Annotated in this window: 12 protein-coding genes; 1 reads left to right on the top strand and 11 read right to left on the bottom strand. The window is 43.5% G+C overall.

The features are described 5' to 3' along the window. Positions 1-819: 819 nt before the first annotated feature. The 4 genes from rfbD to rfbB are packed head-to-tail and all read right to left on the bottom strand — an operon-like array spanning position 820 to position 4,257. On the bottom strand, positions 820-1,743 hold the full coding sequence (rfbD, locus tag KW136_RS00805) for a dTDP-4-dehydrorhamnose reductase (protein ID WP_216796485.1): 924 nt from the start codon (positions 1,741-1,743) through the stop codon (positions 820-822). After that, positions 1,740-2,291 (bottom strand): dTDP-4-dehydrorhamnose 3,5-epimerase, encoded by a 552-nt coding sequence (rfbC, locus tag KW136_RS00800; RefSeq protein WP_216796483.1) that lies wholly within the window; start codon positions 2,289-2,291, stop codon positions 1,740-1,742. The genes rfbD and rfbC overlap by 4 nt, the downstream gene beginning before the upstream one ends. Beyond that, positions 2,276-3,178, bottom strand: coding sequence for a glucose-1-phosphate thymidylyltransferase RfbA (rfbA, locus tag KW136_RS00795; protein ID WP_216796481.1), 903 nt, complete (start codon positions 3,176-3,178; stop codon positions 2,276-2,278). The genes rfbC and rfbA overlap by 16 nt, the downstream gene beginning before the upstream one ends. 2 nt (positions 3,179-3,180) lie before the next feature. Continuing rightward, complete coding sequence (gene rfbB / locus KW136_RS00790; RefSeq protein ID WP_216797368.1) at positions 3,181-4,257, bottom strand: dTDP-glucose 4,6-dehydratase; 1,077 nt, start codon at positions 4,255-4,257, stop codon at positions 3,181-3,183. Between the two features lie 701 nt (positions 4,258-4,958). Between rfbB and KW136_RS00785 the strand changes: the two genes are divergently transcribed. Continuing rightward, positions 4,959-5,837, top strand: coding sequence for a symmetrical bis(5'-nucleosyl)-tetraphosphatase (locus tag KW136_RS00785; protein ID WP_216796479.1), 879 nt, complete (start codon positions 4,959-4,961; stop codon positions 5,835-5,837). 370 nt (positions 5,838-6,207) lie between these two features. Here the strand turns inward: KW136_RS00785 and KW136_RS00780 are convergent, their stop codons facing one another. From KW136_RS00780 to KW136_RS00750, 7 genes are all read right to left on the bottom strand, one after another. Continuing rightward, on the bottom strand, positions 6,208-7,497 hold the full coding sequence (locus tag KW136_RS00780) for a dihydroorotase (protein WP_216796478.1): 1,290 nt from the start codon (positions 7,495-7,497) through the stop codon (positions 6,208-6,210). 24 nt (positions 7,498-7,521) lie between these two features. Continuing rightward, positions 7,522-8,598 carry an aspartate carbamoyltransferase catalytic subunit gene (locus KW136_RS00775; protein ID WP_246583191.1) on the bottom strand — a complete coding sequence of 359 codons (1,077 nt, stop codon included), beginning with the start codon at positions 8,596-8,598 and terminating at the stop codon, positions 7,522-7,524. Between the two features lie 597 nt (positions 8,599-9,195). Continuing rightward, complete coding sequence (gene ruvX, locus KW136_RS00770) at positions 9,196-9,606, bottom strand: Holliday junction resolvase RuvX (protein ID WP_216796477.1); 411 nt, start codon at positions 9,604-9,606, stop codon at positions 9,196-9,198. After that, positions 9,603-10,181 carry a YqgE/AlgH family protein gene (locus KW136_RS00765; protein WP_216796476.1) on the bottom strand — a complete coding sequence of 193 codons (579 nt, stop codon included), beginning with the start codon at positions 10,179-10,181 and terminating at the stop codon, positions 9,603-9,605. Before KW136_RS00765 ends, ruvX begins: the two co-directional genes overlap by 4 nt. An 874-nt stretch (positions 10,182-11,055) precedes the next feature. Beyond that, the gene (locus tag KW136_RS00760; RefSeq protein WP_216796475.1) at positions 11,056-11,226 is read right to left on the bottom strand and encodes a rubredoxin; all 171 of its coding nucleotides are present in this window, start codon (positions 11,224-11,226) and stop codon (positions 11,056-11,058) included. A 700-nt stretch (positions 11,227-11,926) separates the two neighbouring features. Further along, the gene (gene groL / locus KW136_RS00755; RefSeq protein WP_216796474.1) at positions 11,927-13,570 is read right to left on the bottom strand and encodes a chaperonin GroEL; all 1,644 of its coding nucleotides are present in this window, start codon (positions 13,568-13,570) and stop codon (positions 11,927-11,929) included. A gap of 48 nt (positions 13,571-13,618) precedes the next feature. After that, positions 13,619-13,909, bottom strand: a complete 291-nt coding sequence (locus tag KW136_RS00750; RefSeq protein ID WP_216796473.1) for a co-chaperone GroES — start codon at positions 13,907-13,909, stop codon at positions 13,619-13,621. Between the last annotated feature and the right edge of the window lie 626 nt (positions 13,910-14,535).

The raw sequence follows: 14,535 nt of genomic DNA, 5'->3' as shown, positions 1-14,535 counted from the left end.
AATTGCGTTAATAAAATAGTTTTTACATCTTTAGGTTTAAGTTATCCCTTAAACTCAGGTAGTAATAGACAAATAATTTTCTCGTCTAGGGTGCAGAAGTTAAGATACGGATGTATGAAATATGAAGAGCCGTAGCTGATAAGCCTATATTTGTATTAAGTATTAAATATTAATTAATAGAATTCTAGAAGAAATATGCGAAATAAGGCAGTGTAAATATGTTCCATGATTACAAGAATAAGGAACTAGAAGCAAGAGATATCAAGATTATTAAAGATATGCATAGAATTATATAATTTAAGGGCTAATATATCGCTTAGACATGAAAAGCTGAGTAGCCTTATCATCTAATATTGGTTAGCAATATCTATCCGAGATATATTGTCGCTCTATCTAGCTAGTGACGCAAAGCGCTAAAGATAAATAGACCTATAACTAGGCCTATAAATAGGTATCTTAGGTGGCTAAATCTGAGATTTAGATGAATAAAATTTCTAATTACTACATCTCATCGCTATAACCCGTTGGGGTTATAGCCTTAATAAATATGCTTAGCTTTATTCCCCATCACACCCCACTATCACCTAGACTCAAGGGAATAGTTTCTAGTTTAGAAAACAACTATAAATCAATTGTAATTAGCTTGCTCTAATTTTAGATACTTACGCCAGAATCATAATAAAACTTTAAACGCTCCCGATACCAGAATGGTGCATACCAAGCTATTAATTCGCTCTATGAAAAACGTTATCACTATACTTTTTAATAAATTTATTAGGGGTTAGATACCTACAGAGTAGGTTTATAAGCCAAAGGGGGTTACCTGTAGTACTTACCATGAAATCGTAGACATGCTTGCAAAGCAAGATCCCATCGCGGTGTCTGTAAATCAAATACGCGCTTTAACTTATCATTAGACAAACAAGAATTAATAGGTCTCTCTGCCTGCACAGGAAATTCAGATGTAAGAATTGGTATAATATTGGGCACACGTTCTATAGTAATGGCATCAAAAATAGATTTTGCAAAACCATGCCATGAAGTTGATCCAGTCGCAGTCAAATGATAAAGACCTGAATGCTTTTGCCACCATTGTCGTGTATCATGTGCGGCTAGTGATTTTGCTATAATATGTGCGGTCATCGTTGCAATAGTATTGCTCCATGTCGGAGAGCCAAATTGGTCATCTACAATTTTAATTGTAGCTTTCTCTTTTCCGAGACGGAGTATTGTCGATAAAAAATTTTTGCCACGCATGCCGTAAACCCAACTCGTTCTCAGGATTAGATGGTGTACGCCTGAGCTTGCAATTATTTGTTCCCCAGCCAGCTTGCTTACGCCGTAAAAATTCCTGGGATCGGCTTTATCTTCCTCAATATACGGAAAGTTTTTGTCGCCATTAAAGACATAGTCCGTGGAATAGTGAATGATTGCAGCTCCCACCCGCCTTGCTTCATCAGCTAATACACTGAGAGCTTTTGCATTGACCTGCATTGCTAAGCCAGAATTTTTTTCTGCTGCATCAACAGCAGTGTAGGCGGCCGCGTTTACAATAACTACTGGTTTTATAGCTCGTATAACTCTACGCATCTGAGATGGTTCGAACAAATTAAAAGCAGTCCTATCAAGGGCAATTATTTTGCCTATTCCCTGCATAGCGCAGACTAATTCAAATCCAACTTGCCCTGTCGCACCTGTTACTAGGATTGCCGCTCTGCTAGGCAGCTTTTTACCGGCTATCATACATATAACTCTGCTGTGCTTAATTGCTTACCATTCGCATCCTTTTCAGTAACAATAGGCCTACCCTGTAGGGGCCATTGAATACAAAGCTTTGGATCATTCCACAGAATTCTACGCTCAAAATTAGGATACCGGTAATCAGTAGTTTTATACAAAAACTCGGCGTAGTTTGATAGCGTTAAAAAACCGTGAGCAAACCCAGGTGGAACCCATAGCTGTCGCCGATTCACAGCGGATAGATATACTCCCTCCCACTGTCCAAATGTAGGAGAGCTTTGCCGAATATCTACTGCGACATCAAAGACTTCTCCATATATAACGCGAACAAGCTTACCCTGAGCATGACTAATCTGGTAATGCAGTCCCCGCAAAACACCATGCACAGAATGCGAGTGAGTGTCCTGGACAAAAACTGCTTTGGAATCAACTAGTTTTGCGAAATCACTCGCATTAAAGCTTTCAAATAAAAAACCACGTTCGTCATTAAACACCTGGATCTCAATGAGTTTGACATCAGGCAGAGAAGTCGCGCTTACTTGGATTGCCATGCGATCTGCTCAGTTAGAACTTTTTGTAAATATTGCCCGTACTGATTATTCAAAAGGGGTGCGGCAAGCTTGCGCAATTGGTCTATTTCAATCCATCCTAGACGATAGGCAATCTCTTCGGGACATGCGACGACAAGCCCCTGACGTTTTTGGAGCATTGCGATGAATGTCGCGGCGTCGATAAGCGACTCGTGTGTTCCAACATCAAGCCACGCAAAACCACGCCCCATTACTTCAATATTTAGCTTACCAGAGTTAAGGTATGCACGATTCACATCGGTGATTTCAAGCTCACCGCGTGATGAAGGTTTGATTAAGGCTGCGATATCACAGACATTGTTATCATAAAAATATAATCCTGTGAGCGCATAGTGAGAGCGAGGTGTATCGGGTTTTTCTTCGATAGACAGCGCACGGAAATTGCTATCAAAATTTACTATACCATAGCGCTCAGGCGTATGTACATGATATGCAAACACTGTAGCACCCTCCTTTTGCGCACTAGCACACACTAATTTCTTTACCAAGTCGTGACCATAAAAAATATTATCACCTAATATAAGGGTCGAAGCATCATTACCAAGAAAACTCCGACCGATGATGAAAGCTTGGGCGATACCACCGGGGAATAGCTGTACGGCATACTGTATATTCATCCCCCACTGTTCACCATTTCCCAGCAAAACCTTGAAACGCGGCATATCATTAGGAGATGAAATTAAAAGTACATCTCGGATTCCAGCCATCATCAGTGTCGATAGCGGATAGTAGATCATTGGCTTGTCATACACTGGCAGTAATTGTTTAGAAAGTGCCAGTGTAATAGGGTACAAACGCGTACCAAATCCGCCGGCAAGAATAATTCCCTTACGTTTAACTTTCCTCATGCTTAACGCCCTTGGCTCTTACGCACATTGGTATATTTAAACTCAATCCACTTTCGGTACTCGCCGGACTGTACTTCGTTGACCCAATGTTGATTATCAAGGTACCACTGCACTGTTTTTCTTAAACCACTTTCGAATGTCTCTGCAGGTTTCCAGCCAAGTTCAATCTTAATTTTACGCATATCGATTGCATATCTGTAATCGTGGCCTAGTCGATCCGAAACGGAGACGATTAGATCTCGATATGAGCTATGAGCCTTCGGGTGTAACAAATCGAGTAAGTCGCATACAGCCTGCACGACCTCAATATTCTTCTTTTCGTTCTGGCCGCCCACATTATATGTTTGGCCAGGTGTTCCATGGGAAAGCACTGTACGTATTGCAGAGCAGTGATCACGCACATACAGCCAGTCACGAACGTTCTGCCCATCTCCATAAATCGGAATCGACTCACTATTCAGTGCTTTAAGAATTGTCAATGGAATCAGCTTTTCTGGAAAATGATAGGGACCGTAATTGTTTGAGCAGTGCATTGTAATAACGGGTAAACCATACGTGTAATGATATGCACGTACGAGATGATCTGACGCAGCTTTAGTTGCCGAATATGGACTATTCGGCGCATATGGCGTCATTTCACAGAAATGTGGATCACCTGGCAATAATGATCCGAATACCTCATCAGTTGATATATGCAGAAAACGGAATGCAGCTCTTGCGTCGTCGTCGAGACGATCCAAATATTCTCGAGCGGCCTCGAGCAGCGTAAATGTACCCACCACGTTAGTTTGTACAAACTCTTCCGGGCTATGGATAGATCGATCTACATGGCTTTCTGCGGCAAAGTGGATTACTGCGCGCGGTGCGTAGCGCGAAAACAATAAATCTAATGCAGAGCGATCACTAATATCGACTTGCACAAAGCAATGCAAGGGATTGCCAGTAAGAGACTTGAGTGTGCAAAGATTACCGGCATATGTTAATTTATCTACATTAATTACAGTCTCGTTTCTGCGTTGTAACCAATCAAGAACGAAATTAGCGCCAATAAAACCAGCCCCCCCAGTTACAAGAATCATTAAACCACCTTCATCTAAGCTATAATGTACGCACATAAGCCCGCTACCTTTCTAAAATTAGGGTGCGAATTAGTGTATAAATAAATATTTAAGCGTAGATTATAGAGTAGAGAGGCGGTAACCCCTGACCTTGAGCAAGATTGCAAGCCTATTTTACGCAGTAAGTAACACAGTAGACATTACCAAACTCGTGCGGGTATGTGAGTCAATTAAACCCATGACATTCTTTACATCGAGAAACTTCGTTAACGTAAAATTCCACCTCTTGCTCTAAAGAGTCGCGATTTTCGATTTATGAGTATCCTGGATAAGATTTAATAAAACCTATTATGCTGCTAATAGCAGCCTTAAGTTCAAGTAAAACACATTCTATAGATTAAGGTAGTGTGTGTTACACTCATCTCGCTGCCGATGCTAATAAGCCTAGCGGTACATTAGTGGTAAAGATGGTCTGTTTATGGAACCCCTCGCTATTGGCACGAATGTTACTAGCTTGTATTATATTCTTTATTATGTCGTATTATAATACCTTGCCCCAGGAAAGATTTAAAGCAAACTTATAAGTTACTACCTAATACCAAGTATTTCTCATAAAAAATACGAATGCTAGTGCTGTATGCTTGAAGCGACGTTGATAAATAAGAATGCCAATCTATTAACCCCTTAATAGGGTTGATATATAAATATCAATCTTGCTTCTAATGAATTTCCTGGTTAAGACAAGTGCCGTTACTAGACTTTGTTCTAATACTACTAGCCCTTCACCAATAGGAATTGGTGATATCCAAGGTTGCTGTAATGCGCTAGATCGGCTACTAAATAAGCTTAGGCCGATAGATAAGGGACAGCTCTGGTTTGCTGGAGATCTAGTCAATCGCGGTCCCGCGTCGCTTACTGTACTGCGCCGTATTATCGGACTTGGTGAGCGTGCTGTGACAGTACTCGGCAATCATGATCTTCATTTATTAGCGATAGCGGCTGGCAAGCATCATCCTAAACATAGCGATACTCTTAATGATATCCTCGCTGCGCCAGATGCTATCGATTTAATCGATTGGTTGCGGTATCGGCCACTCGCGCACTATGATGGACGGCGACTACTTGTGCATGCCGGCGTGCTTCCTCAATGGGATGTTCATACTATACTCGGGCTAGCTCATGAGATCGAGGTGGCACTACGAGGTAAGGATTGGAAAATATTCCTTCAATCTCTATTCGGTAACGATCCGGATATGTGGCATGATGCACTACAAGGTTCAGCGCGTGCTCGAATAATTGTTAATGCTATAACACGTATTCGCTTCTGCGATGCACACGGACAAATAGAGTTTAAAGAAAAAGGATCTCCAAATACAGCACCGGCTGGGTTAATGCCATGGTTTGATGTACCTAAGCGACGTAGTGCCACTACATTAGTAGTATTCGGCCACTGGTCAGCACTCGGGCTACTGATTCGTGATGATATAATCGGTCTAGACTCGGGCTGCGTCTGGGGAGGAAAACTATCCGCTATACGATTAGCTACAGATCCACGGGAGCGGGATATCCTGGTCCAGGTCGACTGTAGCAAGAAACGCTAATTAATTCTTTATCTATCTCCGCATTACATAATCCAGTATGTGCACCTAAAGATAGTGGTTACACACTCTTAACAACTTTGTCAGTGTTGTAGCCTAGCATAGGTTCTTATCGAAAGCGGCAATCTTATAACTTTGCACGCTGTATTCTTCGGAAATACAAGGGTTAATCTTTGTATTTTAGAGAATGTAATAGAAGTGTGTATTCTTAGATATACATCTAATGTTTTCTAGTCTTAGCAACTACCTACCGGTATTACTCAGTCCGCAGGACGTGAGGAGCGATTATTGCGCATCATATCAGTTATATCATGAGTGGTCCAGTAGTCCTGATGGGATAGGCGATAAACATCAGACTTTACTATCATCTATTTTACGCCCACTGGTTTTGGCTATCGTATGCAACGCGACCAGCTATAATCGTAGCGCGCACCCGAGCTGGCAATTTACAGCCTAGAAACGGCGTATTGTGTCCCTGGCTCTTGAACGCTCTTGGATCGACATACCAATATGCAGTAGGGTCGAACACGCAGAGGTCTGCAATAGCGCCGGGCTCGAGTCGGCCTGCTGGCAATCCAAGTAATGCAGCTGGCGCGCAGGTGATCTTGGCTAGTGCGTGTGCGAGCGACTGCCCTTCCTCAACTGCCCACTTAAGTGTCAATGATAGAAGCAACTCAAGCCCAGTAGCGCCAGGTAACGCTTCTCCAAAGGGCCTCAGTTTTTCATCGTCATCTAGGGGCGTATGATCTGAGCAAATCGCATCGATGGTGCCGTCAGCAAGTGCAGCGCGAATTGCATCGCGGTCATACTGCGCTCTTAATGGCGGATCGACGCGGAACTGAGCGTCGAAGTAGCCAATATCTACATCGATTAAGTGAACATGATTAATTGTCACATCGCATGTGACTGGTAACTCTTCACGCCTAGCCGCGCGCACGAGTTCGATGCCCGCTGACGACGACAGGTGCTGGAGATGAACCCGCGCACCTGTCGCGCGCATCAGCTCGAAAATCGTATGCAGTGCGATCGTTTCAGTAGCTATAGGCACTCCCGGCAATCCGAGCCTCGACGCGACAGGTCCGCTAGCAGCGACACCGCCTCGGCGTAGGTGTGGGTCTTGCGGCCGTAACCAGACCATGTAGCCAAATGTATTAGCGTATTGTAGCGCTCGAAGCAGTACTGTAGTATCGACAATCGGCTGGTTAGCTTGTGTGAAGCCGACGCACCCCGCCTCAGTTAACTCAGCCATTTCGGTAATAACCTTACCCCTTAAAGCCACTGTTAATGCCCCGAGAGGATATACGTGGACTTGGTCTATATTGCGCGCACGAAATTTCAGCATCTTAACCAGACTGGGCTCGTCTAATGGCGGGTCGGTATCAGGTGGGCACACAAGGCTGGTCACGCCTCCAGCTAGCGCCGCAGACATCTCTGACTCCATAGTCGCACGATACTCATACCCAGGCTCGCGTAACCGCGCGCATAAATCAACGAGTCCCGGGGCAATCGCTAGTCCTGTAGCGTCGAAGGTTTTTGTATCATGCGTTGGTGTAGTAGTATTGCCGATTGACACGATGCGCCCGTCTGCAATCCAGATATCTGCCTGCTGCTCTGTACCGGCTACTGGGTCAATGACACGTCCGCCCTTGATATAAATCTTCATGCTTATAGATTTTTTAAATGCCTACTAATGCATTTCGTCGTTATTGCCCGCGATAATACTCATTACAGCCATGCGTACTGCTATACCGAATGTAACCTGATTTAGGATTACAGACTGCGGACCATCCGCAACACTTGATTCGATCTCAACGCCACGGTTCATAGGTCCTGGATGCATGACGATTGCATCAGGCTTGGCGTATGCAAGCCTCTCCGAGGTTAGACCCCATGTCTTGAAGTACTCCTGCGCTGATGGCATTAATGCACCGTTCATACGTTCGTTTTGCAGGCGCAGCATAATAATTACATCGACGTTTCGTAAGCCCTGTTTCATATCGTGAAAAACGCGTACGCCAAAATGTTCTAGCCCTCCAGGCAAAAGCGTTCGGGGCCCAATCGCACGAATCTCAGGCACACCAAGTGCAATCAGTGCATGGATATCAGATCGAGCAACGCGCGAATGCAAAATGTCACCGACAATAGCTACCCGTAACTCAGTAAAGTTACATTTATAGTGACGAATCGTGTACATGTCTAGTAGTCCCTGTGTCGGGTGCGCATGGCGACCATCCCCAGCATTAATAATATGTACATGAGGTGCGCAATGCTGAGCGATTAGATATGGTGCGCCGCTTTGTACATGTCGTACAATAAACATATCTGCATGCATTGCAGACAGATTATTAATCGTGTCTAGTAAAGATTCTCCTTTACTTGTAGATAATGCATTAATATTTAAATTTAGTACGTCCGCAGACAACCGTTTTGCGGCAATCTCGAACGTCGTTCGGGTGCGTGTTGAATTCTCGAAGAATAAATTAAATACAGATTTCCCACATAATAATGGCACTTTTCTGATACCCCGGTCCGCCGCACTGAGAAACTGGGTCGCAGTATCTAAGATATATGTGACTACTGCGGAAGGTAGACCTTCAAGAGTCAGTAAATGCTTAAGCTCACCATGCTGATTTAATTGTGGGTGGCCGCGTAGAAAACTTGTCTGAAATTCAGCGGATATAGGCAAGGTCGGGTCATGCTTATTAGCATTAAGTAATACATCTTCGCATGTCGTTTCAGCGAGCTCTAAGGGGACGGTATTCATGGATAACTTGGTTTGATCATGAGAGTGGTAATAGTTGCTTAGCTGTCACAAGGGATGTAATAAGCAATGTAGTACCATCAGGCGCCTATATACCTATAAGACAAAGTAATAATCACTCAGCGCTTTAGTGATAAACGTTAGCATGCTGTGACAATCATGATGCAGAACGAACACCTCTGTCTCTAGAATATATTAAACATCGCACCAACGATGAAATCGATGATGAATTGCTCGCGACAGACTCAAGACCGGTATAGTGAAATTAATGCATACTAAACGTCTGTATCGTAGAGCTTTTAATTGCAGTATGGATCCAGTTCGCCCAGTGAATGGCTTGTTATCCACATATATGAATCAACGACGTTTACTACACGTAGCTATGGGGCCCCTCCCTTTCTTTATGTAGTCGTCAAGATACTAGGCAATATTGCCTACACCCAGCGAAGCCAGACCTAGATTTCAGGCAAGTCACCTAATAATCTAGGCGTTATTACTATAGATCCTAACTAGAAAAGTCCTGTGCTCAAGCGTATCGTACTGCTGACCAGGGCTTGCATTACTCATAGTGTGATATAACTATCATAGCAATACTCGTTATTAGTGCTTAAATGCATTTTCATCAAAATACTGCTGAAGAATAATGCATGCTGCTAGTGCGTCTAGAACAGGTCCACGAGCGCCTGTCGCTTCAGCCTCGGTAGATGAGTATCGTTCGTCAACCCATGTTACTGGTAAGTCAAAGCGCCCATGGAGTTGGTTTCCAAAACGCTTAGCTTGCTGTGTTAGCGTGTGTGGAGTCCCATCAGCATACATGGGCAGCCCCACAACGAGCCATAGCGGTTGCCATAGATTAATTAATCTACCCACTGCTGCAAAACGGTATTCGCGATTTCGGTTTTCGACAGTTATAAGCGCTCGCGCGCAATAAGTCAGCGTGTTTCCAATCGCTACGCCGATGCGCTTGTGTCCGTAGTCGAACGCGAGCAACGTTGCCTCTGCCGTATTCATGCGTGCCCCACTTCTCCGGAAAGCATTATTGATGAGATACCCAGCAATCCAAGTGCCGCATCAAAACGTTGCTCTGCTGGCATATCGAACATAATATTTGGATCTCCCTCAACAGTTAGCCATCCATTCTTCGCAATCTCTTCCTCTAGCTGCCCCGCACTCCAGCCAGCATGCCCAAGCGTCATTAGGAAGCGCTTAGGGCCGTTACCATTTACCACCGCTTCAAGCACGTCTTTTGATGTGGTTATTTTAAGCCCGCTTAGTACTGACATAGATGAGGTATAGTTGCCATTGTGGATGGGGTCGTGCAGAACAAATCCTCGTTCAGTCTGAACTGGCCCGCCGAAATAAACAGGTACACGCAATAGCGGCTCAATTTCTAACTTCAGATCTATACGAGAAAATAGCGCTTGAAGGTCAATATTAGTTGGCCTGTTAATTACTAAACCGAATGCACCGCGCTCAGTGTGCTCGCAGAGGTACACTACCGTCCCGAAAAAAGTGGAATCGGCTATGTGTGGCATAGCAATTAGGAACTGGTTAGTCAAGTTGATAGGATGAGTAGTCTTTAACATGTTTTAAATTTTAGAAAAAACTTGGGGGTTTTTAGTGATTATATGAGTAGCACTTTTCTAGCCTCACTATAGTTGAATTACTAACAGCCGGCTTCTAATTTAGAAGGAGAGGTATCAAGCAAAGATTTGGAATAATAGCTGGTAAACATTTTCCCCATGCATAGCGGGCACGCTTTCTAAAATAGAGCGTAGTTCTATTAACGTAAGTAGTGTGCCTGCTTCGGGATTATCGACATATTTCTATATAAGTCTAAATATGTGACAATATTATCTATCACGCGCAGGGAATATAGTTAAAATTGCACATATTGACCCGCAGTAAGTCAACACTGCTTGAGGCGGGGTCTATCTATGTGCTCAGCATATAGATAAGTAGGCAACGGCGCCCTCTACTAAATCAAGGATACCCTATAATCATACAACAGTTAAAGTTATGCGTAGTCGTCCATGTTATTAGGTGCTAACTTTTTTCCACTAAGCATTTTCCTCACATTCTTAGTGTTGGTCTGCTTAATAATATCCTCGTCATATTGCTCCCTGTCATAGTAGAAGCAGGCACCAAGCACATCGGCAACTAACTGCTATAGAGATTACTAAGCTTCCTCACTTATCGATTCTGTAATACACACCTTGCAACCCGTCTAGGGTATAAGCCAGCGTTACCTAACGCATATCAGTTAATCGCGTGCGCTCAATGCGCACCCGGGCGAAACCCCATATTTGAGGTAGGGGTTAAATTTAGAAAGGCTACTGACACTGCTTGCAAAGTAAAGCGAAGCTTATCTAGCTATAGCTAGTCTCTCTACAGCTTCTTACCCAGTTAATATATGTTCGTATAGCTTACTGCTGTGTATTAAGCCCTCTTGTCTATAGTTTAAATTTGAACCATCTCGAAATCTTCCTTTCGTGCCCCGCACTCGGAGCACGTCCAATTAATAGGAATATCCGTCCAGCGCGTGCCAGGCAAAAGCCCCTCTTCCGGAAGACCTTCTGCTTCGTCATAAATCCAACCACAAATCAGGCACATCCAACTTTTGTAGTCCATCTTATTGCCGTATCAAACTAGTAATTTATTTAAATAAAATTTAAGGTATAGTACCTGTGTTGTTATATTACTATCTAGCATGGGTTATATAGTACAGTCGATCTATTCAAAAGCATGTTAGTTAATACACCTAATGTAATAAATATCACTACCGTACTTTATAATGTTTACAGCTTGCTAGTGTATTAATAATCTAGCCCCGGTGCTGGGGTTATACTGCGTATTATTACGTACTAAGACACATAGCCTGCGTAATTATCTAATACATAATTTCTCTGAGGAGTTAAATGTGTAAAAATGTATCCTACCGCATCAGAGAGTATCTAATCAGACGTATTAGTGCGCTAAGTAATCGGATTACAACATGGGTAATAATAGACCAATAATAGATTGGCACTATAATAAATCGCTACGCAAACAGGCGTTAAATACGCATACTAGGCAATATGCCTCTTCATCAGTAGATATTTTATTTTCAATTCTTTTTATATGCGGCTCAGGCAAGATAAACGGCCCGAATTCTTATTCGGCCGGTTAAGAATAACCTAAAATTATTTAAATCTTCGCTTAAAACGACGGATTAAAAAAAGACCCTATGTTCCTAAAAACATAGGGTCTTATGAATTGCATCGGGGTTTTAAAAACTTAGCTAACAGCTTTTAAGAGGCCGATGCTTAAGACTTATTAGGCAAACTGAACTCTACATGTCCATACCCATACCACCCATACCGCCCGGCATACCGCTAGGTGTTGCAGGTGCATCTTCTTTCGCCAACTCACATACTGCAGCATCAGTTGTAAGTAGCAGACCAGCAACAGATGCCGCATTCTGAAGAGCTGTACGCGTAACTTTGGTTGGATCGACAACGCCAGCCTCGACGAGGTCACCATACTCTCCGCTTGTTGCGTTATAGCCATAGTTTCCCTTACCAGCAGCTACAGCAGCAACTACAACACTACCCTCTTCCCCGCCATTCATTACGATTTGACGAAGCGGTTCCTCTATCGCACGTAGTACGATTTTAATACCAGCTTCTTGGTCAGAGTTTTCGCCTTTGATACTAGTGATCGCAGTGCGGGCACGAATCAGTGCAACGCCACCACCCGCCACGATTCCTTCTTCAACAGCCGCACGTGTAGCATGTAGCGCGTCTTCAACCCGTGCTTTCTTTTCTTTCATTTCTACTTCAGTGGCTGCGCCTACTTTGATCACTGCTACGCCGCCTGCGAGCTTCGCAACACGTTCTTGTAGCTTTTCTCGATCATAGTCTGATGTCGATTCTTCGATCTGCGCACGGATTTGCTTTACACGACCTTCAATGTTTTTTGCCTCGCCAGCTCCATCTATAATTGTTGTGTTTTCCTTCGCAACTTCGATTCGTTTGGCCTGACCTAGCTCTTTCAGCGTAGCTTTTTCAAGTGAAAGGCCAGTTTCTTCGGCAATAACTTGTCCACCAGTTAGGATCGCAATATCTTCAAGCATCGCCTTACGCCGATCTCCAAAGCCGGGTGCTTTTACTGCCACAGTCTTTAAAATGCCACGGATGTTATTTACTACTAGTGTCGCCAGTGCTTCGCCTTCAACGTCCTCCGCAATAATTAGCAACGGACGGCTAGCCTTAGCTACTTGCTCGAGTATAGCTAGTAAGTCACGAATATTCGAGATTTTCTTATCGTATAGCAGAACATACGGGTTCTCGAGGATAGCAACTTGCTTATCTGGATTATTAATAAAGTACGGAGATAGGTAGCCGCGATCAAACTGCATACCCTCAACTACCTCAAGCTCATCGGCAAGTGATTTTCCGTCTTCAACGGTGATTACACCCTCCTTGCCGACTTTATTCATCGCTTCAGCAATGCGCTCGCCGATAGACGTATCGCTATTAGCAGAGATTGAACCGACCTGCGCGATTTCCTTACTTGTTGTACACGGTTTGCTAATTTTACGCAGCTCGTTAACTGTAGCAATAACCGCTTTATCGATACCGCGCTTCAAGTCCATCGGATTCATGCCCGATGCAACATATCTCATACCTTCACGCACAATTGATTGTGCAAGTACAGTTGCTGTCGTCGTTCCATCTCCAGCATTGTCGCTAGTTTTGGAAGCAACTTCTTTAACCATTTGGGCGCCCATGTTCTGCAGCTTGTCTTTTAGCTCAATTTCTTTCGCTACAGATACACCATCTTTGGTTACCATCGGACCACCAAAGCTGCGCTCGAGTACTACATTACGCCCTTTAGGGCCAAGCGTCACCTTCACCGCATTGGCAAGGATATTGACACCTTCAACCATTTTTGCACGGGCGGAATCGCCAAATACAACGTCTTTAGCTGCCATCTTTTTACTCCTTAAAATCTTTGAAAAGTCGAAGGCTACGGACGACCGTTACTTTTGGACAGCCGCCATAATGTCTTCTTCGCGCATGACGAGCAACTCTTGCCCATCAACTTTGACCGTCTGACCGGCATACTTACCGAATAACACACGGTCGCCTACTTTAATATCAAGCGCAATTTTTGCGCCTTTATCGTCACGCTTTCCTGGACCAATAGCCAGGACCTCGCCTTGATCAGGCTTCTCAGCTGCTGCATCAGGAATTACGATTCCTGATGCAGTCTTGGTTTCCTGATCTAAACGCTTAACGATAACGCGATCGTGCAAAGGACGAAGGTTCATACACACTCCTTTTATGTTGTAGGCTAAAGAACGCTTTTAACGTTGACGCCTGACAAACTAGGCGTCTTGGTGGCACGTGTTGTTAGCACTCATGTGCGGATAGAGCCAATTATATGGACAGGTGAGGACTATTTCAAGAACCCAAATTTTCTATAGTGTAGGAGGTATTTACGGTATTTATAGATGCCACACTTAATCGCAACTATATGTATGCGGCTGGTCAGACACATAGAATGTGTCAACCTAGATATATCATTATAAATTGATAACACTCAAACAAGTCGTTTAGTATTAGGATGGCGTTCATTTTTTATGGTGATAGCTACTGCTAAAATTGACTATGCATTGACTGCAGTAGTATGAATAAGATCATTTCATCTAATTTTCCTTATCACGCTTAGATATGTAGAGTTTAAATAAAAACTAGTCCACTAAGAAGTCTGATAGCAGCGGACGCGGCAGTCTATTAATCGTCTTTCAAAGACGTATAATCATATATAGATATGAGCATCTCCAGTGCTATATTCTGTAAAATTTAAGCGCGTAGTTTTTTCAAACGAACTAAGCACCTATCAGTGGAGCACGACCTAAATTACCTGGACACTAGTGTGCAATTTTGTGTGCGG

The organism is Candidatus Vallotiella hemipterorum, assembly GCF_910593725.1.
GTDB classification, from domain to species: Bacteria; Pseudomonadota; Gammaproteobacteria; order Burkholderiales; family Burkholderiaceae; genus Mycetohabitans; species Mycetohabitans hemipterorum.
Note: the sequence above shows the minus strand (reverse complement) of the source record. Positions and strands in the feature narration are given on the sequence as shown.

Coding starts and splice junctions, on each gene's coding strand:
- rfbD (WP_216796485.1), bottom strand. CDS start 1,743: ATGATAGCCGGTAAAAAGCTGCCTAGCAGAGCGGCAATCCTAGTAACA.
- rfbC (WP_216796483.1), bottom strand. CDS start 2,291: ATGGCAATCCAAGTAAGCGCGACTTCTCTGCCTGATGTCAAACTCATT.
- rfbA (WP_216796481.1), bottom strand. CDS start 3,178: ATGAGGAAAGTTAAACGTAAGGGAATTATTCTTGCCGGCGGATTTGGT.
- rfbB (WP_216797368.1), bottom strand. CDS start 4,257: ATGATTCTTGTAACTGGGGGGGCTGGTTTTATTGGCGCTAATTTCGTT.
- KW136_RS00785 (WP_216796479.1), top strand. CDS start 4,959: ATGAATTTCCTGGTTAAGACAAGTGCCGTTACTAGACTTTGTTCTAAT.
- KW136_RS00780 (WP_216796478.1), bottom strand. CDS start 7,497: ATGAAGATTTATATCAAGGGCGGACGTGTCATTGACCCAGTAGCCGGT.
- KW136_RS00775 (WP_246583191.1), bottom strand. CDS start 8,598: ATGAATACCGTCCCCTTAGAGCTCGCTGAAACGACATGCGAAGATGTA.
- ruvX (WP_216796477.1), bottom strand. CDS start 9,606: ATGAATACGGCAGAGGCAACGTTGCTCGCGTTCGACTACGGACACAAG.
- KW136_RS00765 (WP_216796476.1), bottom strand. CDS start 10,181: ATGTTAAAGACTACTCATCCTATCAACTTGACTAACCAGTTCCTAATT.
- KW136_RS00760 (WP_216796475.1), bottom strand. CDS start 11,226: ATGGACTACAAAAGTTGGATGTGCCTGATTTGTGGTTGGATTTATGAC.
- groL (WP_216796474.1), bottom strand. CDS start 13,570: ATGGCAGCTAAAGACGTTGTATTTGGCGATTCCGCCCGTGCAAAAATG.
- KW136_RS00750 (WP_216796473.1), bottom strand. CDS start 13,909: ATGAACCTTCGTCCTTTGCACGATCGCGTTATCGTTAAGCGTTTAGAT.